Raw genomic sequence first — 22,287 nt, forward strand, 5'->3', positions numbered from 1 at the left:
TTATTTTTGTTACTGCAGGCTAATAACGCGTGGGAGTGTTATTGTAATATCAATGTTGCCATCGGATTCAATCGCAGAAATGCCACACCCACACAAATTGGTGACATTACTTATCTCCCGCAATATTTGTCTGATGATTAGAAATGGAATATTTGCATGATTAGGAACGAATGGATTCTCCACTCCACCTGGTCTTTGGCCTCTCGGAACAGATGTGTATAGTTTTATATACGGCCCCCTTTCTGCTTTGTATTTATATGAAGGTTGCACGCCTTTATTCATTCTTCTTATTATTAGAAACATATAAGAAAAAAGTTCTTTGTCTCCAACAGTTTTCAAGTCACATCCTTTAAGATATTCCGACATGTTGATTTGGCTGCAGGCGAAGCGATAGGAACCAACTTGCATCTCAACCTGTGTGCAAAGAATTCCATACAATTCCTTATAATAATTCACTAATGCAGACAATTCATTCAAATCAGTATTAGCTTTTGTCAGGCCGTCTGGCAATGTTATGCGCGCTATGCGCTTTTTCGTGTCGGGGCTTTCCAAATAATTGTATATCCGCGACGGATAATACATGGTCTCATGCTTGATAGTGCTCAAACAATTATCCAATATGTTATTGCAAACATAAAGCCTGTCTATTTCATAATTCAATTTGCCAAGAGTGTCTTCTAGTATTTGAAGATTGTCTTTCAAATTATATTCTTGTTCAACCGTACTATGATATTCAGACAGAATTTTTGTAAATTCTTCTTTTATTGACTTGTCGGTTATACTATCGCTTATTCCAAGCAAGAAAGACAATTTGTCTTTCAGCTCTTTGTCACAGTCGACAACATTTTCTAGACGTTTCTTCAATTCTTTTATAGAACTGATTTTCATAGCATGCCTGTAATACAGCGTATAAGCTGCCATGAATAGCGCAATTAAAAGTATTACAAGAAGTACAATCGCTATGTTTTTATTCGTCTCTGATTGTTGCATGATTCTACAATACTCTCCAAGAGATTTGTCCGAATAAACTTCTTTGAAGAGTTTTGTATATATCGAATTGTTGTATTCGTATAAACCCCATTCGTGAAGGGCAAGTGCTGCGATAGCACTTTCATTTCTTATGTCAAGTATTATCTTATAGTTTGTACGGATACCCATCCTAAACCATTTCAGTTCAGGAGAATTAGTTGTGCTCGCACCGATTCTGTGCATAAACTCATGCCCATTCTTGTAAGTGCTGGCATAATGTCTGTTCAGCCATATTCTGGCAGAATCGGTAAACTCCAGAGTTTTGGAATAAGAAGCGTTGACATTTGAATAATAGGCAGAATCAGCGTATGTGGCTGCCATTTTAATGCAATAGTCAAAATCACTGTTTTTATGTTTAAATTTATAAATTGAACCGTTTGCGATTCCTAATGCAGGCATCATAAGCAAACATAACGCTGTTACTATTCCTTTAGGCAATTTGAAGAAGAAGCGACTGCCCTTCCCTACTTCGCTTTCTGCAGACAATTCACAAACATTGAATATCTTGCTTGATTTGCGGTATTTGTTAAGAATGCCTTTACAGTTCATGAGCCCGAAACCATGCCCGTCGCTTACCTTTCTGTTGAACACGCAAGACAATTCTTCACGGCTCATTCCCTTTCCATTGTCTTTAATGGAAATCTCAACATAGTCGTCTTTCTCTTCAGCAAAAATTCGCACCATGCCCCCAGGAGCGGTGAATTTCCTGGCATTGTCCGCTATTGTGTTTATCATGAATAATGTCAACACCCTATCTGCTTTCACGCAGACACTTGTCTGTTCTACAACGAGAGAAATGCCTTGTAGTTCAAATACAGTTTTACTTTTGTTAACTATGTCAAATAGATCCTGAAGCTTGAAACTGACAATTTTGAGATATATCTCGCCCTGCTCTAACTTTATCCAATCCGTAAGAGTACTATTGTATTTCTCGATTGTCTGTGACAGTTCGGATATGTATGTGATTCTTTCTTCTCTATTTTGTGGTCTTTCTTTTCTTTTCATCAGTTTGTCAACCTCGTTTGCCATACGGTCAATGAGGGGCATGACGCTGTTTACAAGAAATACTTTCGATCTGTTTTCTATATTCCTTCTTTTGTTGTTCTCAAGATGTAGCTTCGCTATTGATATGTTATCTTCAGCGGCTTCAATTTCATCTTCTAATTTTCTTATTAATAGAGTGTTATCACTCTTTGACTTAAGCAATAGTTTGTCAAAGAATTCATATGGTGTACTATCAGCCGAGCGATGTTGTAGTAATTTGTAAATCAAAAGAGAAAGACATATAATCAACACGATGACAACAAGAATCATTATATTCATCGTTCTTGATGTCTGCTCTAGCATAGAGGCTCTTGCATCTAGCTCCATGTCCTGCCTTGTTTTATCCTGAAGATCTAAGTAAAGGTTTCTGTTTACGTCACTGTTGTATTTATCATCCATTGAAGAATATACAATGCTCAACTGCTCATAAATGCTCGCTACAAGGTCTGGAGCCTGTCTTATTTTCTTGTCTGCCAATGATTTCTTCAGACAAATCAATGCGCTTTCATTATCTCCTATTTCCCTATAACATGCAGCAAGAGTTCTCAAAGAGCCTGCAGTCTGATATTCATCTCCATAATCCTTAAACATCTCCATTGACTTTTGTGCAAGATATCCAGCGAGTAGGGAGTCTGGCATGTTGTCACTGTTTAGGAAACCTATAGAAACTCTGTTGTTGTCAAGGATTATGGCTCTGTCAGACAATGACGTAAGGTGTTCGCTTACTGCTTGCATAGAGTTAGCTTCCCAGTAAACAAATCCGCTTTTTTTTGATAGCAGATAGCATTCAACAAGCATTTCATATTCAATCTGTTTTGTCTCTACCCTGTTCTTACTGTGTATTAATCCACCACTACCATATTGATATAGCATATTTAGATACTGACTTGTATCCTTTTGCATCAGTCCTTCTATATCAATTGATTTCAATTCCGCTAGAGACTGCTCAAACATTCTTACATAATAATAGTATGTAGATGCAACCAATGCATACTCTGTTTCAGCGTATATCAATCTTTTCTCATCTTTTGGCAATAGGTTATCACGCTCTTCGTTGATTCTCTTCAATCGCTGCAGAGCACGTTCTTTATAGTCATAGAACTCTTTGTTCTGGGCTTTCCTTTGGCAAAGCCTCATATACTGGACATCGGCAATAAGAAGTTCTATTTGATTGTTCGTCAGTTCCAGGACGCTATCAAGTTGACAAGCAGCGCGATCATAATCCATTTTTGCTATGCTTACAAAAGCCAAATTATTTAGGGCCTCCGCTTTGCCCGAAGAATAATTGTCTGAGGCTACAAATGCTTTCATTGCATAGCAATAAGTTGAATCCAAATTTTTATAGTGGAAAGCATAAGATATTTCGTTCAGCCTGTCTGCATACTCGTGGCGAGAGTCAGTACATGCCAAACAAAGATAAAGGCTCCATAGGCAGACAACGCCTATGAAGCCCTTGTATGTCATAATATTATCCGCGAGCCTTAGCAATGTATCCGAGAGCTTCTGCACATTTGTCTGAAATAGCTTTCCAGTTCTTGGCAGCTACAACATCCTTAGGGAACAACTTAGATCCCATTCCTACGCAATAAACACCCGCCTTAATCCAGGAAGTGAGGTTTTCCTCATCAGGAGAAACTCCACCTGTTACCATGAGTTTTGACCATGGCATTGGCGCTTTCAAACCCTTAACCAGTTTTGGCCCTAAAACATCGCCAGGGAAAATCTTGCACAAATCACATCCGACTTCCTGAGCAGCGCCTACCTCAGACACGCTTCCGCATCCTGGAGTGTATGGGACGAGGCGACGGTTGCATACCTTTGCCACCTCAGGGTTAAACAATGGGCCAACTACGAAGCATGCTCCAAGTTGAATATAGAGAACCGCTGTCGCAGGGTCAACTACCGAACCAACGCCGAGGGCCATCTCTGGACATTCTACTGCAGCGAACTTCACCACTTCTTCGAATACCTCATGAGCGAAATCACCACGGTTAGTAAACTCAAAAGCACGAACTCCACCCTCATAGCAAGCCTTAACTACTTGCTTTGCCACTTCAGCGTCTTTATCATAAAACACAGGCACCATACCTGTCTGGCCAATCTTGTTCAAGACTGCCAATTTGTCAAATTTTGCCATATTTATATTGTTGCTACTATTTTAAAAATTAAAATTAATACTGCGGATATTGACAGATAGTTTTAAACTGTCACCATCTGATGTTTTCCTTGTTCTCCGTTTTTATCGCTGTACACGACCTGAAGCATCACCACCGGCAAGATTCTCCACCTCTTCTTTGCTCATGAGGTTGAAGTCACCAGGAATTGTATGCTTCAAAGCAGAAGCAGCTACTGCAAACTCGAGAGCTTTGCCCTGATCTTCAGGCCATGTCAGCAAACCATGTATAAGTCCGCCTGCGAAGCTGTCGCCACCGCCTACACGGTCAATGATTGGCATGATATCGTAGTGTTTGCTCTGATAGAAGTCCTTTCCGTTGTAGATAAGGGCTTTCCATCCATTGTGAGTTGCAGAGTAAGACTCGCGAAGGGTCGAAACCACGAATTTGAATCCGAATTCCTTCATCATTCCCTGGAAGATTCCGTAATATCCCTCAGCGTCGGTCTTTCCACCCTCTACGTCAGCGTCTGGCTTAAATCCAAGGCAGAGTTGTGCGTCCTCTTCGTTGCCGATACAAACGTCAACATACTGCATCAAAGGTTTCATGATGCTTTGAGCTTTCTCTGAAGTCCAAAGCTTCTTACGGAAGTTCAAATCGCAACTTACTGTTACACCGTGACGCTTCGCTGCCTCACATGCGAGTCTTGTCAGCTCTGCAGCTTTGTCGCTTATTGCTGGAGTTATGCCGCTCCAGTGGAACCACTGTGCTCCCTCCATGATTGAGTCAAAGTCAAAATCCTTGGCATCAGCCTCTGCTATAGAGCTTCCGGCACGGTCGTAAACGACCTTTGAAGGACGCATAGAAGCACCTGTCTCAAGGAAATAGATACCAAGACGGTTACCTCCGCGTGCTATGAAATCTGTATGTACACCATATCGGCGAAGAGCGTTTACTGCGCACTGGCCGATCTCGTGTGTAGGAACTTTAGTTACAAAGTAAGCCTCATGTCCATAGTTTGCCGCACTTACAGCAACGTTAGCCTCGCCACCGCCATATACGACATCGAATGAATCACTCTGGATAAATCTCTTCTGTCCAGGAGAAGAAAGGCGAAGCATGATCTCGCCCATTGTTACTACTTTAGCCATTTGTTTTTGATAAATTAATTATTTAAGAATGTTTTTGCCTAATTTTTCGTTTACAAAATTACAGTTTTACACCCATCCACACAAATAAAAATTGAAAAAATTGCGATTTTGTCAAAAATGAGCTTTAAAATAAGGTATATTTAAATTATTCTTCTTATTTTTGCAAATGAACAATCAAAAAAGTAGTTGACTAAGACCTCATTTATAATGACAGAAAAGGTTAGGATAAAAGATATAGCTGAAAAGTCTGGCGTATCGGTCGGAACTGTTGACCGAGTGCTTCACAACCGTCCAAACGTATCAAAAAAAGCACGTGAGAAAGTAGAAAAAGTGCTAAAAGAAATAAACTACCAGCCCAACATGTATGCAAGCGCTCTTGCATACAACAAATCATATCAGTTTTACTGTATTATCCCCCAACATGACTCAGAAGCATATTGGGAGGAAATTGAAGACGGAACAGCAAAAGCCTGTGAGACGAGGCGGGATTTCCATATAAGCACGGAAATTATGTATTACCAACGTTATGACATCAAGTCATTTGTCCAGACAACGAAAGAATGCCTGGAGAAGAAACCGAATGGGGTAATTGTCGTGCCTGCTGATATCAAGGTCACAAAACATTTCTGCGAGACGATGCATGAAAGGAAAATTCCGTTTATTCTGCTCGATTCTTATATTCCCGACGTCAACCCCCTGACATTTTTTGGCCAGGATTCATTCTCGAGCGGCAAATTCGCTGCCAAGATGCTGATGCTCCTGGCTGTTAATGATAAAGAGATAATGCTTTTCAAACGCATGAAAAACGGCAAAGTGGCAAGCCGTCAGCAGGAGAACCGTGAATTGGGATTCCGTCATTATATGAATGAACATTTTCCGAATGTCAGGATTGCCGAGCTTGACGTACCCGTTGAAGGAAGTCCAGAGAGCAACGAGAAGAAACTGGAACAGTTCTTCTCTGCCCATCCCGGAATTAGAAACTGCATCACCCTCGGCTCAAAGGCCCATATCGTTGGTGAGTTTCTACTCAAGACCAATAGAAGAAGTGTACAGATAATGGGATATGATATGGTAGAAAAAAACGCTCAATGCCTGAGGAAAGGCTCCATTTCGTTTTTGATAGCCCAGCATGCTTATATGCAAGGTTACCACTGCGTTGATTCTCTTTTCAAGGCAATAGTGCTTCACAAGAAGGTGGATCCGACCAACTACATGCCAATAGAGCTGTTGTCGAAAGAAAACGTTGATTTCTACAGAAGAACTCAGTTGTAAGCCTGATGTAATGCATACTGAATCGACATCATTATGTGAACTGTTAAAAGACGGAAATTCAATTATAAAAACAAAATAATACAAATCAAAAAAAACATCATGAATATTTCAGCATTCATCAAAATCAACCCTGCAGACTCTGTAGTGGTTTGTCTGCGCCCTATTGATAAAGGTGAGACAATCAATGTAGACGGAAAGGAGATAACCGTGCTCCAGAATACGCCTGCCGGCCACAAAATTCTGATCAAGGATACGCCTGCTAACGTGAACATCATTAAATATGGTTATCCTATCGGTCATGCTAAGGAGGACCTGAAGCAAGGCCAATGGGTAAACGAGAACAACCTGAAAACAAACCTTTCAGGTACGCTTACATATGAATATTGCCCCGTAAATGAGAAACTCGACATAAAGAAAGACAATCGCACGTTCCAAGGCTACGTTAGAAAGAACGGAGAAGTGGGCGTAAGAAACGAAATTTGGGTTGTGCCGACCGTGGGATGTGTCAACGGCATTGCCGAGCGCCTCGCCAACATGATTGAAAAGGAAACAAACTTAGAGGGAATCGACGCTGTTCATGCCTGGCATCACAACTTCGGTTGCTCACAGTTGAGCGAAGACCACGAAAACACCCGCAAGGTGCTGCGTGACATCGTTCTCCATCCTAATGCGGGAGCAGTGCTTGTCTTGGGTCTCGGATGTGAGAACAACCAGCCTGACCAGTTTGAAGAACTACTTGGCGACTACGACAAGGAGCGAATAAAGTTCATGGTTGTACAGAACGTGAAGGGAGACGAAATAGAAGAAGGCATGAAAATTCTACGCTCGCTTTACAAAGTCGCCAAGGAGGACAAGCGTACAGACTGCCCGCTGAATGAACTCCGCATCGGACTCAAGTGCGGAGGAAGTGATGGCTTCAGCGGAATCACGGCAAACCCACTTGTTGGTGAACTGTCCGATTATATCGTAGCACAGGGTGGTACGTCAATTCTTACTGAGGTGCCAGAAATGTTTGGTGCAGAAACTATACTGATGAACCGTTGTGAGAATGAAAATTTGTTTGAGCAAACTGTAAAACTCGTAAACGATTTCAAGGAATACTTCCTCAGCCATGGCGAACCTGTTGGTGAGAATCCTTCACCAGGCAACAAGGCTGGTGGAATATCCACTCTCGAGGATAAAGCTCTTGGGTGCACACAGAAATGCGGACGCGCACCTGTTAGCGGAGTACTCGGATATGGCGACAGACTTCAGGTTAAGGGGCTGAATCTCCTTTCAGCACCAGGCAATGACCTCGTGGCAGCAACGGCTCTTGCAGCTTCCGGTTGCCAGATAGTTCTCTTCACGACAGGTCGCGGTACGCCTTTCGGCACATTCATACCGACAATGAAGATTTCGACAAACAGCAACCTGGCCAATAACAAGCCTAACTGGATAGACTTCAACGCTGGCGAACTTGTAGAAGGTACAGACATGCCTACATTGCTTGATAAATTCATTGACAAAGTGATTGCTGTGGCAAGTGGAGAAAAGGCCAACAACGAGAAGAATGGTTATCGAGAGATAGCAATTTTCAAGAATGGCGTTACGCTGTAACGAAAGATTATCCATCCGTTTTTGTAGCTTTGCATTGACTGGATGAGAGATTACGAATAAGAAGGAGTCAACAGAGCGTCAAGTTCTTGACTCCTTCTTGTAAGTATATAATCAAGGCGGATATCAACAACAGGTCCCTGAACCTACAGTCAATTCGGAAGCAAAATGCAATTGGCCACACCATTCAAGAAATTGTTATGCTCCAATTATAATCCTACGGATTTCAATGCATAAAGCAGCTGCTTGCAAACAAAAAACAGCGGGGTTTTAATACCTAACTCTATGAGTTGTAAATTCAAAGCGGCTGTTCACTATTTTCAAATAACAGAATAGTTCAGATTCTATAGTTAAGGAGTATTTGGAATGAACATGTTATAATAAAGTTTAACCATTAATATAAAAGAAGATATTCCCTAAAAGTCATAATAAGAATGCAAAACGAGAATTTAAACCATAAGAAAGGGCTTTTGGCGTTGTCACCGCTTATTCTCTTCGTGATAGTTTATTTCGTGTCGTCATTAATAGCAGGCGACTTCTACAAGATGCCTATCACCATTGCTTTCATGACAGCCTGCATATATGCAATAGCCGTGTCGAGAGGCAAAGCCTTCAAGCAGAGAATAGATTCCTTCTGCATCGGAGCTGGGGCAAAAGACATCATGCTTATGGCATGTATATTCATTATGGCCGGCGCTTTCGCAAATTCGGCCAAGACAGCTGGATGTATTGACGATACTGTGAATTTCACATTGAGCGTCCTTCCTGACAACATGATAATGCCAGGCCTCTTCATTGCGGCTTGCTTCATTTCGCTTTCCATCGGAACAAGCGTAGGAACAATAGTGGCTCTCACTCCTATCGCTGCAGGACTCGCCCACTCCACCGGCACGAGCGTCCCGTTAATGGTGGCAGTCATAGTAGGTGGGTCGTTCTTTGGCGACAATCTCTCGTTCATATCCGACACGACTATTGTTGCAACCAATACTCAGGGATGCAAACAAAGCGACAAATTCCTTGTGAATTCATATACCACAATTCCTGTCGCGATAATAGTAATGGTGGTATATATGTTTGTTGGCCAGGGAGTGAACTCACCAACCAACATCCCTTCGGCAAATATAATAAAAATCATACCTTATCTGATTGTCATCATATCAGCCATCTGTGGACTAAATGTTCTGATAGTTCTTACGTTAGGCATACTTTCCACAGGTGTTGTGGGCATGGCATTCAATGCGTTTGACTTCTTTGGCTGGTGTCAGTCGATGGGCGACGGCATTACGGCGATGGGAGATCTCATAGTAGTTGCCCTGTTAGCGGGAGGATTGCTCAAAACGCTGAGCGACAATGGCGCACTTGACTATCTGATACGCTTGATAACAAACAAGATAAGCAACAGAAGAAGTTGCGAGCTTACAATTGCTTCGCTCGTAAGCATAGTGAACGTGTGCACGGCAAACAATACTGTAGCCATTCTGACCGTTGGCTCCATATCAAAGGATATTGGCGACAAGTTCGGTGTAGACAACAGAAAAAGCGCCAGCATACTTGACACATTTTCCTGCTGCATACAGAGCATACTGCCATACGGCGCACAGATACTTATGGCTACAGGACTCGCAGCCGTGAGTCCGATGGATATCATCAGCCATCTATATTATCCATTCGTGCTTTTTGCCGTTTCTGTAGGTTCGATATTGTTCAGATACCCTAAAAAATACAGTTAACATGAATACCGTACTTGATAATCTCATATCATTGTTGGACGATGGCGCATTCGGATCAAGACACGAGATTGAGCCAATGACAGCATTCAAATGGGGAGTTCTTTATAAAATATCAGTCATTGAAGACGTTGTCCCAATCGTCTTCAAGGCGATTGTAGCCCACGAAAGTGACAAGCATCTCGACATGCCATACGAAATAAAAGTACTATTCGCCAAAGGCACATTCTCTGAAAAAGACGGGGTGTCCTCGGATTTTGACTTTGAAGACCTTGAAATGCAAAACCTTAACTATATCGTCAAGAAGTATGTACTGAAAGATATCGTCTACAAGGAAAGACATAGTATTGACACTTCGAAGATATCTCTGGATTTTCTCGGTTTGATACTTCAAAACGCGAATATCATACTGCGTCATGGGATACGTTTGAGAGGCATGATAGAGTTAGGGGTGTTTCTAAAGACAAAGGGACAGCTCGTTGACTTTGTGAAAGTGGAAAGCTGGATCCAGCGTCTGAAACTTAAGAAAATGGCAAGTCTCCAAGCAAGCGTATTGATGAAATTGTTTTCGTTCGAGACAGACGAGTTTCCATATATAAAGAAGTTTGACAAGCATGCACGACTGTTGACAGACCAATCGCTTATGAGAACATACAAGGCAAACAAGTTTGGTCGCTCATTCGGTAAATATAACATCACCAATTGCGTAAGATTCTATAGCTATTCACATTCTGAATCCTTATGCAAAATAATGTCGAACATATCAAAAAGTCTTTCAGAAATAGAGGAATAACTAATTAAGTTTAATTTATTTTGTCAAGCCTGAAGAATGAAGTAACTTTGCAAATCATGAAAATATTCAAAGAAATTAAGATTCTGACGTTGGGCATAATTTCATTCTGTTCCACTTCAGTCAGTGCGCAATCATATGAATCATACGTGCAATGTGAAGACACATGCCGCCACATACATGGTATAGACTTGAGCCACTATCAAGGAGAGGTGTTTTGGGAAGCAGTTGGTGACAACAGCAAAATGGCATACGTTTATCTGAAAGCTACAGAGGGCGGGACACGTATAGACCCTACATACAAAAAGAACATCGAATTGGCTCATCGTTATGGGCTGAAGGTTGGTTCATACCATTTCTTTCGTCCAAAGGTGGATCTGGTTCAACAGATGGAAAACTTCAAATCTCAATGTAGACCAGGCGATCAGGATCTTCTACCAATGATTGACATAGAAACGACAAGCGGACTTGGTACAGAAGAATTCTGCGACTCGCTTATGAAGTTTCTGATTCTCGTTGAAAAGGAATACAGACAAAAACCGCTATTATATACTGGTACGAACTTCTACAACAAGCATCTGAAGGGAAAGATAGACGGCTACAAGTTGATGATAGCCCAATACTCCTCAAGAGAACCCAAACTTGCTGACAACAGAGATTTCGACATGTGGCAATACACAGCTAAAGGAAGGATAAACGGAATCAACACGTATGTAGACAAAAGCCGGTTCATGGGACGTCATAGCATGAGAGAAATACGTTTCAGGCATCATTAACGGCAGTACACAGAAATAATCCGATTATTGGGAGTATTAATAACAAAACATAGAAATATTCATTAAATAACAATAAATCATCATGGCTATTATAAAATGTCCAGAATGCGGCCACCAAATCAGTGACATGGCTGCAAGTTGTCCCAATTGTGGTATCAGAATACAGGGCAACATTCAGAGATGCCCACATTGTGGAAACGTATATATCAAAGGACAACCAGTTTGTCCTGTATGCCATATGGCTCCAGACACTCCGGCAAGCCAAGGCAACACTGCTTTCACTCCGCAAGGCAACCAAGCCTATCCACGACAAAACAATACAACCCAGGGGAATGTTCCAGCTAATCAAGAAGCTATAGTTACGCCACAGCCAAACCAAAGCAATAAAAAGAATATGATTATTGCTATTGTTATAGGTTTGATAGTGATACTCGGAGCAGGAATCTGGTATGCCTCTTCTATGAATACTCTTCATGGAGATGAGCAGGAGGCATATCTTAATGCTATGGAAAGTTCTGACCCGGCGGTGCTACAAGATTATCTTGACAGCTTCAGAGACGCTCCTCAGGAACACAGGGACTCCATTGAAGCGCACTTGAAGATTCTACAAATGAATGACGCAGAGTGGACTAACGCATTGTTGAGCAATTCCAAGAGTGCGATTCAGGCATATCTTGAAAAGCATCCTGACACTATGCACAAAGCAGAAGCTGAGCATAAGATAGACTCCATAGACTGGGCAACCTGTGTAAGACAGAATACTCCGGAAGCATTCCAGGCTTATCTCTCTGAACATAATGACGGAGAGCACGCTGTTGAAGCACAAGAAAGGCTGGACAAACTGGATGCCACAACTGTTAATGGTGAGGATAAGCAGTTGATTACTAGCATATTCCGACAGTTTTTCAACGGTATTAACAGTAATGATGAGATGGGACTGACGTCTGCTGTGAGCAGCACACTGCATTTCCTCAATAATGCTAACGCAACAAAGAATGATGTAATAACGTTCCTCCACAAACTCTACAAGGATGAAGTGAGGAGTCTTACATGGCGTCCTAACGGAGACTACAAAATAAAGAAAAAGGATATGGGCAACAACACATATGAGTATGACGTTGAATTCACGGTAGACGAATCTGTAAGTAATATCGATTCATCAAAAGACAAATTCAACCAATATAAAGTTGTAGGCCACATCGATTCAGACGGTAAGATATCAAGCCTGCAGTTAATCAAAATCGGATAAAGCCGCAATGTATCCCCACTGCAGATAAACAGAACATGCCTGATGTAATAATAAAAATTATACAGACTGGTGACATTCACGGTTGCTTCTTTTCCTATGATTTCATAAAGCGGAAAGAAGCAACCGCTTGTTTATCACGCATTTCATCATATATAGCTGGCGAAAGGCTGAAACTTGGCGACAAACTTATTTTGCTCGACCTCGGAGATATACTGCAAGGTCACCCTACATGTTATTACTCATCATTCGTAAATCGCTCTCATACATGTCTTGCAGCCAGAGTTCTTAATCATTTGGGTTACGATGCTGTATGCATTGGCAACCATGATATAGAGACAGGTCATGCGGTTTACGACAAATGGATAGCAGAGACACAAGCTCCTATACTTTCAGCCAATTATATCCGGAAGAAAGATAATAAACCTTATTTCAAACCTTACACCATTATTATAAGAGATGGCATACGCATAGCTGTGTTAGGAATAACTACAACGGCTATTCCATATTGGCTCAGCAGTTCGTTATGGCATGGCATAAGCCTTGAAAATCCTATTGAAAGTGCCAGACGTTGGATTAACACTATTAGAGAAGAAGAGCCAGACCTCATTGTCGGTCTCTTTCATACAGGATGGACTGGTGGCATCAACGATGGTGATATGATTGAAAACGCATCCAGAGCCATTGCTGAAGAGGTTGATGGCTTCGACATCATCTTTTTCGGACACGACCACAAAAGCTGCAAAAAATGGATACGCAATAGAGAAGGGCGTGAAGTGCTATGCCTCAATGCCTCAAGCGACTCAATACTATTCAATGAAGTGGAAGTGACATTCAGTTCGGATAAAAAGGACCTAAGCGTGAACCATAAATGGTTTAAAAGACTAATGCAAGAACGACAATTATTCTCTGAGAATTATCCTGTCAACAGTGATTTCGAAAAGCTTTTCAAAATTGATATCAACGAAGCGAAAGCACTCCTCGACGAAAGAATAGCTAATATTGATATACCATTACGCACTAGAGATTGTTTCTTCGGTGCAGCACCTCTGTCCTCGCTTATCCATAAAGTACAATTAGAAGCAACAGATGCTGAAATTTCATTTGCCGCTCCGCTTGCCTTTGATGAGGAGATAGGACCGGGTGATGTGAGAATAGCAGACATTTTCAACATATACAAATACGAGAATTCTATATTCGTATTGAAAATGACAGGAAAAGAGATCAAAAGATACCTTGAATACAGCTATGACTTATGGATAGAAACCATGTCGTCACCCTCTGACCACATAATGAAGATGATGACATACGAATACGAAGACAAGTCGTTTACATTCTTCAAAAACTTAGTTTACAACTTCGAGACGGCTGCAGGCATCAACTATACTGTTGATGTTACCAAGAACTATGGCAATCGGATAAATATAAGAAGCCTTTCTTCTGGCAAATCCTTTCGCTTTGACACATATTACCTCGTGGCAATGCATAGCTATCGTGGCAATGGCGGAAACGAATTTTTGCTCAAGGGAGCAGGAATTTCTCATGAACAACTTAAAAGGAGAAAAGTTGCCGAGAGTAAGGAAGGTGAAAGAAATTATCTGATAAAAGAATTCAGGAAGGAACTCGTTCCTAATGACATATCATTCACAGCCAACTGGCACTTCGTCCCATTCGAATGGACTAGAGCAGCCATTGAACGGGACAAAAGATTATTATTTCCTGATGAATCATCTGAATGATATCAGATGTTACATTTTCTCAACTATATCCTGCAATGCGCTGCGGGCAATCTTGCCGGTAGCAGTCATAGGAATCTTGTCAATTACGACATAGCGTTTGGGTTGCCAATACATGGGCAAAGTGGCTTCTATCTGTTCTCTGATGTTAGATAAATCCGCTTCTGTAAATGACCCCTGTACTACCATCACAACAATTTCTCCGAACTTCTTATCCGATTTTTTTGTTATGGCAAAGGGAGGGGCAATAATGGGCTCTAACATCTTTTCCACCTCCTCAATATGTATTTTGACACCACCGCTAATTATTACATTGTCTATCCTGCCAAGGACTTTAAATCGGTGTCCTTCAGAATCAAACTTCACAATATCATTGGTTTGCAACACTTCCGGACATATCTTCGGGGCATCTATGCAGAGACACCCCATTTCATTTACAGACAAATGAATTCCATCAAGTGGAATGTAATATTCAGAAGCAGTGGGGCCATTCAAACGCCTCATGGCTATATGCGACAAAGTTTCAGTCATGCCATAAGTACTCCACACGGCATTAGGGAAATGCTGAAGTTTACTGTATAGAAGATCATTGACTGGACCACCACCAATAATCAGGTTCTTTATTCTTTTCAGTTTGTCAGCCTCTTCAGGAACAGACAACGAGTTGAACACCTGCATAGGTACCATTGCGGCAAATGTAGGAATATCTTCAAGATCTTTAAGCGGATGACTTGTTGGAGGGATGGAAATCAGTCTCATGCCAGAAACAAGAGTCCTCACAACTACCATCTTGCCGGCTATATATCGCAAAGGCATACAAAGCAAAGCAGAATCGTCAGAAGTAAGCCCAAGGAAAGAGCATGTCATCTTAGCACTTTCAATCATCCGTGACTTCTCGACTCTCATTGATTTCGGTTTTCCTGTAGACCCACTCGTGTTCACTATAACTGTGGACAATGCGCTATTCCATTCTTTATAAAACTCATCAAGAGTCATTTCTTTCCTGTCATCCATATCTTGTCTCCACGTATCTCCGTCTGTGATGGCAGGTTGTCGGCAAACAAGGCACCTGTTCCGAGCCCCTGGGCCATCGTTATGTCATTACCGTAAATGTCGGATGTGAGCTGTGCTATGGCACTCAGACCAACACTGCTCTCCAATGCACTTGTTATCCAACTGTCTACATTCCTTTCTCGAGACTTCTCTATCCACTCACGTGTACCCTTCATTCCACCATGCAATGTGGGTTTCAGCACAATATATTGTGGCTTGATATAATCAAGAAGATCATCCTTCATCTTTGGAATATTTACACCTATAAGTTCTTCGTCAAGAGCAATTGGCACTGGAGTATTTGCACACAGGTACGACATCTCATGCCATTGCTTCTGTCGTATAGGTTGTTCGATTGAATGAATATCGTATTTCGATAGCTCTTCTAGACGTGACATTGCATCATCAGCAGTGAATCCTCCATTGGCATCTACCCTTAGCTCAATGGCAGACTTCGAATATCTCTTCCTGATACTCTTTATCAGTGTCATTTCACTATCAAAGTCGATTGCCCCGATTTTTAGTTTCACACATCTGAAGCCTTCTGATAATTTGTCCTCTATACGCTTGTTCATCTCATCGAATGATCCCATCCATACGAGTCCGTTGATAGGAATACCAATCTCTCCTCGCGAAAATGGTGTATCGAAAAGCTTATCTCCATTCTCAAGATTCAGAAGAGCTGTTTCCAATCCAAACAAAGCCGACGGATAGGGTCGCATGAGGGAATAATCAATCCTGCCATTCTGCTTGAAAATTGAGCACAATTCCAGCAATCTTTCATCAAAATCGTCTGAAGCATCACAACTAAGATCAGGAAGCGGAGCACATTCTCCGATTCCCAATCTTCCTGGAATTTTATCGGAAGCAAGCTTTATCAGCCATATATCTCGTGTGGTGTAAATGCCACGAGATGTGCCAGCAGGCTGTTTGAAATGTAATCTCTTCTTCTCAATACTAATCTTATACATATCTACTGATAGCTTTAACTTCTAAAGTTTAAAATCAAAAGTATAGAAGTATGTATTTAAAAAATGGATACTCACTAATACTTGTAAATCAAGGCAGTTTAGGATACTTCCCAAAATCAGGCTTACGCTTCTCCAAGAATGCCTTGCCACCTTCCTGTGCCTCATCAAGGAAATAATAAAGCATGGTTGCATCACCCGCTAACTCCTGAATACCTGCCTGTCCATCGAGCTCCGCATTAAGTCCTGCCTTTATCATTCTCAGAGCCAATGGACTACGTTCCATCATTGTGTGGGCCCACTCCATACATTCGTCCTCAAGACTATCGAAAGGCACTACCTTGTTTACCATTCCCATTCTCTCTGCCTCTTCCGCAGAATATTGTCTACACAAGAACCATATCTCTCTAGCCTTCTTCTGCCCAACGATGCGAGCTAAATAAGAAGCTCCGAAACCTGCATCAAATGATCCCACCTTTGGACCTGTTTGCCCAAAAATGGCGTTTTCGCTGGCTATCGTCAGGTCACACATCAAGTGAAGCACGTGTCCTCCTCCTATCGCATATCCGTTTACCATAGCGATAACAGGTTTTGGCAAGGAGCGAATCTGCTTCTGTACATCGAGCACATTCAGACGTGGCACTCCGTCATTACCTACATATCCGCCCCTTCCTTTAACATTCATGTCGCCACCAGAACAGAAGGCTTTGTCGCCTGCTCCTGTGAGCAATACGACAGAGATATTCTGAGCCTCTCTACAGTAAGCGAAGGCAAGGCTCATCTCATGTGTGGTAAGTGGAGTGAAGGCATTTCTATATCGTGGGCGATTTATAGTGATTTTTGCCACGCCTTCACACTCTTCGAACAATATCTCCTTAAAATCGAATCCTTCGATTTTGTTCCAAATTCTATTTGCCATATATTTTTAAAATTTACTTTTTATCATTTTTTTCAATCCAACGAAAGCTTGCCGATCATCATCTGGAGATGTAAACACCTCAAGCACTATTGGACGATTTGTTTTTTCAATCAAGAAATGTGCCATTGAAATGCGCAGTTCCTCCTCATCTCGCACAGCCATGTATCCTATGTCATTTTGTTCGCATATACCCTTGGCCGTAGCGGTGTGTCTTCCCTCAACATACTTCATGATGTCATCTGGAATATTTAAGCCTTTCAACTGGGAGAATATTCCTCCACAATTATTATTAAGGATCATCACTCTAAAATTACCTTTCAGGTGATTATTCCAAAGTGCATTCTGATCATAGAAAAAACTCAAGTCGCCAGTAATGCAGAACACCATCGAGGATGTAGTAAGTGAGAAGCCAGCAGCAGTAGACACACTGCCCTCTATACCATTCACCCCTCTGTTACACCATATGTAATGCGGTGAATACAGGCATCCTATGCGTATTTCCATGCTATTTGCATAATGAACTTCACTTTCATACTCCATGTCTTCTAGAGACTGCTCGAAACAACGTATCGCAAGCATTTGAGAATAAACGGGCACATAATCATCTATACACATTTCAATATGTGTTATAGCTTTATCCCAATGCGTCTTCAGAATGTCTTGTGAAATTTCATTGTCAGCATTTCCTGTTTTTTCTGTTTGCTTTTCTTTGTAATTCTCTTTTGTCAAACGCAGTAGTGCTTTAAGGAAAAGTTTACAAGAACAGTCAATAATGCCAGTCTGACTCATAAACGTGTCGTGTATTATTCCATTATCGTTGATTTCCCAAAGAGATGATATTTTCTTAGTACGCAAATACCTCTTGGTATTTTTGCTCACCAAGGTATTGCCAAGAGAGAGCACCATATCAATATTCTCTATGGCGGAATTATCTTCGAATATATCTACTATGGCGTCAATCGGTTCAGCAGAAGCCGTGGACAATTGCTCACACATAACGATATAATACATCTTCAATTCTTTGACAATCATGTCGATTTCCTCATCATGGTATGGTAGTTGTCCAATGACAATAATCTTCCTTTCCGAAAGGATAAAATCTTTGATTATCTCCATTGCCCTGTATGGCAACACTTTTTCAGCTTGTAAAAATTCTATATCTTTTTTCACTGGCAAAGAAGTCTTGTTAAAAACAAATAATGGCTCATGCAGATGAATATTGATATGAACTGGCCCCCTATTGTCTCTAAGTGCTGCATTCAGAGCATTATTAATCAGTAGAGAAGAATAATTTTCTGCCTCGCCATTACTAATGTCATTTACATCAACCTCAGAATTGAAGAGACCATATGTCGGACCACATTGAACCATGGTCTGTCCATCATTTCTCTCTATCCATTCTTGCGGACGGTCTGCTGATATGAGGATTATAGGAACTTGCCTGTAATGTGCTTCTGCAATGGCAGGTAGTGTATTAAGAAAAGCGGAGCCTGAAGTAACGCACACTATGGTGGGTGTCCCTGTAGCTAACGACACACCAAGAGCATAGAAAGCTGCACTTCTTTCATCAATCACAGAGATGCATTCTATCTCCTTGACAGTTCTGAGATTACTTATAATAGGTATATTCCTTGAACCAGGACATACTACGGCTTTTTTGATTCCTTTTGCAATCAAAAGAGATGTTAGCAAATTGACTATGTTTTTGTCAGAATACATGTATTTTTAGTGTTTAATTCAATTAACAGGTCGTTGCAACCTGTCTCAGATACAGTCCATCATTGTCTTCATTTTCAGTTCCGTTTCTCTCCATTCTTCCTCCATATTGCTTTCGGCAAGGATTCCGCCTCCTGCATATAGTTTATAACAATCGGAGAAAATTTCCATACATCTCAAGGTAACAAACAAATGACTGTCTCCATCTGTATCCACTACTCCACAGAATCCGCTGTAATATCGACGGTCATTATGTTCTTTGCTATTGATAAGACTGTATGACTCACCTGCAGGAACACCGCAAACTGCCGGCGTTGGATGTAATTGCCTTACTATATCACCAGGGCTTATTCTTGCAATACTATCTACTTCTGCGAAAAAATCACTTCTTAAATGCACCACATTGCCTGCAGATACTGTCGTAGGTCCAAGTTCTTCTATTTCAGAAAAAAAATAGGATAACCGTTTTTTTATATAAGAAGAAACGTATTGTTGTTCCCAGATGTTCTTGTTGCTCCAACAGGATATATCTATATCTGAAATCTTGCCAATCGCTTTTGATTCGTTATCGGATATAACCAGTCGTTTGTCCATCGTTCCGGCAAGTGCTATGGTGTGAAAGACATTTCCACAACGTTCTAAAAGAACTTCAGGCGTTGCTACAAGCCATACTCCAGTTTGGTCTGACGAAATGAGAACGATGTATGAATCCGAATTGTTCTCACATGCTTTCAGAAACATTCTTATCACATTCTTCTTGTTGTCGTCCTTTAAAACTAGACTTCTAGACAGAACGGCCTTATCAATCCTCTTCTCCCTAATCGCAGCTTTGAAACAGTTGAAATCTTCTTCGTATGATTTTCTATCATAGAGTTTTCCATTGTATGGCTTAAGTCTTTCATTTTGAACGCAACAGTTGCCATTATACATTACCTCTCTGAGGATATTATCATAATCAAGCTCTGTCACACGGCGGATAGGACTATCGAAAAGCACAGCCGGAGTGTCTTCTGTTATACAGAATGGTGCAAATACGAAACCATCAGCCTTTCCCAATTCTGAAAAGGAATGCAGCTTCTTGAGAGAACTTTCATCTTGTTTCACAATAACACATTTGTTCCCTGCTGAAGGGTAACGATATATCACAAAAGCGTCTTTCACGATAATTAGTCTTGAGAGTCTTTAGGAGTTAATACATAATTTGTGACATGAACGGTGGAAATCAGTTCCCCATGAGAGTTCACTATCGAAACCTCCCACACGTGAAGTTTATGTCCTTTGCTCACTAGGCGAGCGTTAGCAGTAACTGTGTCTCCTTCCTGCACTGCTCTCACATGTTCTCCACTTACGCTAATGCCGACACATATTTTGTCCGGACATATTGAGCATGAGCCAACGCCAGCCAGATTCTCCGCCAACGCCAAGGATGCGCCACCACTCAAGAACCCGAATGGCTGACGGTTACGCTCATCAACTTTCATTGTAGCCTTGCATGTGTCCTGTTCTGGAGTAGAAATGAAATTCATCCCGAGAGCAGTGGAGAGGTTAGGCTTACGCTCTATTATCTTTTTTACATTTTCTATATCCATTATCTGATTGCAATATATATACAAAGGTAATGGAATTATGTTGAACCAACAAAAAAAGGTGTGCAAATAATGCACACCAATTCATATAATGTAGAATAATGAATCGTCATATTCTATAAAAAGACAAATCCGGCCTGTCTTTATTTCTCTATGGCAGCAACTCCAGGGAGCTCCTTACCCTCGATGGCTTCGAGCAAAGCACCACCACCAGTTGATATATAAGACACCTTATCGGCAAGACCGAACTTATTTACACAAGCTACAGAATCTCCACCTCCAATCAGAGAGAAAGCACCTTCTGCGGTTGCCTTTGCGATAGCTTCACCAATAGCGCGTGAACCAGCTGTAAATTCATCACACTCGAAACATCCTGCAGGACCGTTCCAAAGGATGGTCTTCGCTCCTTCGATGGCTGCAGCAAACTTGGCACGACTATCCGGACCAGCATCAAGACCATCCCAACCATTCTCAATCGCATTTGAAGGGAACACCTTGACCTGAGCGCCATCCTTGACTGAGAACGTCTTGAAATCATAGCCAGTGCAACATACAGAATCTGTAGCGAGCACAAGCTCTACACCGTTCTCCTTTGCCATTTTCTCCACGTTGAGTGCGACATCCAGTTTGTCAAGTTCAACAATAGAGTCACCTATCTCACCACCATGAGCCTTAGAGAATGTATATGTCATACCACCGCAAAGGATGAGCTTGTCAACCTTGCCAAGTAGGTTCTCGATGATGCCAATCTTAGACGAAACCTTTGAACCTCCCATAATGGCAACGAAAGGACGTTTTATATCCTTCAGCACATTGTCAACAGCATGAACTTCCTTCTCCATCAGATATCCAAGCATCTTACTGTCCTTGCTGAAGAATTCATCAATTACAGCTGTTGATGCGTGCTTACGATGTGCTGTACCGAATGCGTCCATTACATAACAGTCTGCATAAGAAGCCAATTTCTTGGCAAACTCTTTCTGCTTGTCTTTCATCTCAGCTTTTGCCTGAGCGTAGGCTGGATCTTCCTTGTCAATACCTACAGGCTTGCCCTCTTCCTCTGCGTAGAAACGGAGATTCTCGAGTAGCAAAGCTTCACCGGTCTTCAGTCCTGCAACTTCCTTGTCTGCATTACCACAATCTGGGGCAAACTTCACGTCAACGCAAAGAGCTTCTGAAACGTTCTTGACAATCTGGCTGAGAGAGAGCTTTGGATTAACTTTACCTTTGGGCTTACCCATATGGCTCATCATGATGAGACTACCACCATCAGAAAGGACTTTCTTCAGTGTTGGGAGCGCACCACGGATACGAGTGTCGTCTGTCACATGTCCGTTCTCATCCAATGGAACATTGAAATCTACACGAACGATAGCCTTTTTACCTGCAAAGTTAAAATCTTCGATTTTCATAACTGTTTGTTTATCTATTAAAATTAAACTAAGTACCTTTGAATCAAGTCAGGACTTTACACTCGCACAATTGTGCATAAGTCCTTTCATACTGCAAAAATAATAAAAAATGATTGTTTAGAGAAACGTATCTGTGATTATTTTTCCTTTTTAAT

The 22,287-nt window shown here is 41.4% G+C and carries 17 protein-coding genes; 7 read left to right on the top strand and 10 right to left on the bottom strand.

The genetic code is table 11. The annotated features are described in order from the left end of the window. Window positions 1-9 precede the first annotated feature (9 nt). From ACDC99_RS04395 to ACDC99_RS04405, 3 genes are all read right to left on the bottom strand, one after another. A complete protein-coding gene (locus ACDC99_RS04395) occupies window positions 10-3,537 on the bottom strand; it encodes a DUF5112 domain-containing protein (protein ID WP_370755950.1) in 3,528 nt (1,175 codons plus the stop codon). Window positions 3,538-3,541: 4 nt separating this feature from the next. Beyond that, the gene (locus ACDC99_RS04400) at window positions 3,542-4,210 is read right to left on the bottom strand and encodes a bifunctional 4-hydroxy-2-oxoglutarate aldolase/2-dehydro-3-deoxy-phosphogluconate aldolase (RefSeq protein ID WP_022316451.1); all 669 of its coding nucleotides are present in this window, start codon (window positions 4,208-4,210) and stop codon (window positions 3,542-3,544) included. A gap of 102 nt (window positions 4,211-4,312) precedes the next feature. Continuing rightward, window positions 4,313-5,338 carry a sugar kinase gene (locus ACDC99_RS04405; protein WP_022316452.1) on the bottom strand — a complete coding sequence of 342 codons (1,026 nt, stop codon included), beginning with the start codon at window positions 5,336-5,338 and terminating at the stop codon, window positions 4,313-4,315. 207 nt (window positions 5,339-5,545) lie between these two features. On the opposite strand from ACDC99_RS04405, the gene ACDC99_RS04410 reads away from it, so the two are divergent. The 7 genes from ACDC99_RS04410 to ACDC99_RS04440 all read left to right on the top strand — a co-directional run bounded on the left by ACDC99_RS04410 (window position 5,546) and on the right by ACDC99_RS04440 (window position 14,481). After that, window positions 5,546-6,610, top strand: a complete 1,065-nt coding sequence (locus ACDC99_RS04410) for a LacI family DNA-binding transcriptional regulator (protein ID WP_022316453.1) — start codon at window positions 5,546-5,548, stop codon at window positions 6,608-6,610. Window positions 6,611-6,709: 99 nt separating this feature from the next. After that, window positions 6,710-8,206: a UxaA family hydrolase gene (locus ACDC99_RS04415; RefSeq protein ID WP_370755952.1), complete on the top strand. Its 1,497-nt coding sequence runs from the start codon at window positions 6,710-6,712 to the stop codon at window positions 8,204-8,206. 431 nt (window positions 8,207-8,637) lie between these two features. Then, window positions 8,638-9,933 (top strand): Na+/H+ antiporter NhaC family protein, encoded by a 1,296-nt coding sequence (locus ACDC99_RS04420; RefSeq protein ID WP_022316455.1) that lies wholly within the window; start codon window positions 8,638-8,640, stop codon window positions 9,931-9,933. A 76-nt stretch (window positions 9,934-10,009) separates the two neighbouring features. Continuing rightward, window positions 10,010-10,723 carry a hypothetical protein gene (locus ACDC99_RS04425; protein ID WP_370755954.1) on the top strand — a complete coding sequence of 238 codons (714 nt, stop codon included), beginning with the start codon at window positions 10,010-10,012 and terminating at the stop codon, window positions 10,721-10,723. Window positions 10,724-10,779: 56 nt separating this feature from the next. Beyond that, the gene (locus ACDC99_RS04430; RefSeq protein ID WP_042519637.1) at window positions 10,780-11,496 is read left to right on the top strand and encodes a glycoside hydrolase family 25 protein; all 717 of its coding nucleotides are present in this window, start codon (window positions 10,780-10,782) and stop codon (window positions 11,494-11,496) included. Between the two features lie 82 nt (window positions 11,497-11,578). Next, entirely contained in the window at window positions 11,579-12,745 is a 1,167-nt protein-coding gene (locus ACDC99_RS04435) for a zinc ribbon domain-containing protein (RefSeq protein WP_288771764.1), read from the top strand. Window positions 12,746-12,780: 35 nt separating this feature from the next. Continuing rightward, window positions 12,781-14,481 (top strand): bifunctional metallophosphatase/5'-nucleotidase, encoded by a 1,701-nt coding sequence (locus tag ACDC99_RS04440; RefSeq protein WP_370755957.1) that lies wholly within the window; start codon window positions 12,781-12,783, stop codon window positions 14,479-14,481. A gap of 9 nt (window positions 14,482-14,490) precedes the next feature. Here the strand turns inward: ACDC99_RS04440 and ACDC99_RS04445 are convergent, their stop codons facing one another. The 7 genes from ACDC99_RS04445 to ACDC99_RS04475 all read right to left on the bottom strand — a co-directional run bounded on the left by ACDC99_RS04445 (window position 14,491) and on the right by ACDC99_RS04475 (window position 22,132). Then, window positions 14,491-15,492 carry an AMP-binding protein gene (locus ACDC99_RS04445; protein WP_370755959.1) on the bottom strand — a complete coding sequence of 334 codons (1,002 nt, stop codon included), beginning with the start codon at window positions 15,490-15,492 and terminating at the stop codon, window positions 14,491-14,493. Next, a complete protein-coding gene (locus ACDC99_RS04450; protein WP_370755961.1) occupies window positions 15,471-16,502 on the bottom strand; it encodes an o-succinylbenzoate synthase in 1,032 nt (343 codons plus the stop codon). Before ACDC99_RS04450 ends, ACDC99_RS04445 begins: the two co-directional genes overlap by 22 nt. 88 nt (window positions 16,503-16,590) lie before the next feature. After that, window positions 16,591-17,418: a 1,4-dihydroxy-2-naphthoyl-CoA synthase gene (gene menB / locus ACDC99_RS04455; protein ID WP_022316462.1), complete on the bottom strand. Its 828-nt coding sequence runs from the start codon at window positions 17,416-17,418 to the stop codon at window positions 16,591-16,593. A 6-nt stretch (window positions 17,419-17,424) separates the two neighbouring features. Next, entirely contained in the window at window positions 17,425-19,137 is a 1,713-nt protein-coding gene (gene menD, locus ACDC99_RS04460) for a 2-succinyl-5-enolpyruvyl-6-hydroxy-3-cyclohexene-1-carboxylic-acid synthase (protein WP_044072405.1), read from the bottom strand. Window positions 19,138-19,182: 45 nt separating this feature from the next. Then, window positions 19,183-20,238 carry an isochorismate synthase gene (locus ACDC99_RS04465; protein ID WP_156136929.1) on the bottom strand — a complete coding sequence of 352 codons (1,056 nt, stop codon included), beginning with the start codon at window positions 20,236-20,238 and terminating at the stop codon, window positions 19,183-19,185. Between the two features lie 62 nt (window positions 20,239-20,300). Beyond that, the gene (locus ACDC99_RS04470; RefSeq protein WP_022316465.1) at window positions 20,301-20,723 is read right to left on the bottom strand and encodes a PaaI family thioesterase; all 423 of its coding nucleotides are present in this window, start codon (window positions 20,721-20,723) and stop codon (window positions 20,301-20,303) included. A gap of 140 nt (window positions 20,724-20,863) precedes the next feature. Further along, window positions 20,864-22,132: a phosphoglycerate kinase gene (locus ACDC99_RS04475; RefSeq protein ID WP_370755964.1), complete on the bottom strand. Its 1,269-nt coding sequence runs from the start codon at window positions 22,130-22,132 to the stop codon at window positions 20,864-20,866. Between the last annotated feature and the right edge of the window lie 155 nt (window positions 22,133-22,287).

Origin of the sequence: Prevotella pectinovora (assembly GCF_041323955.1) — a bacterium.
Classification (GTDB): Bacteria; Bacteroidota; Bacteroidia; order Bacteroidales; family Bacteroidaceae; genus Prevotella; species Prevotella pectinovora.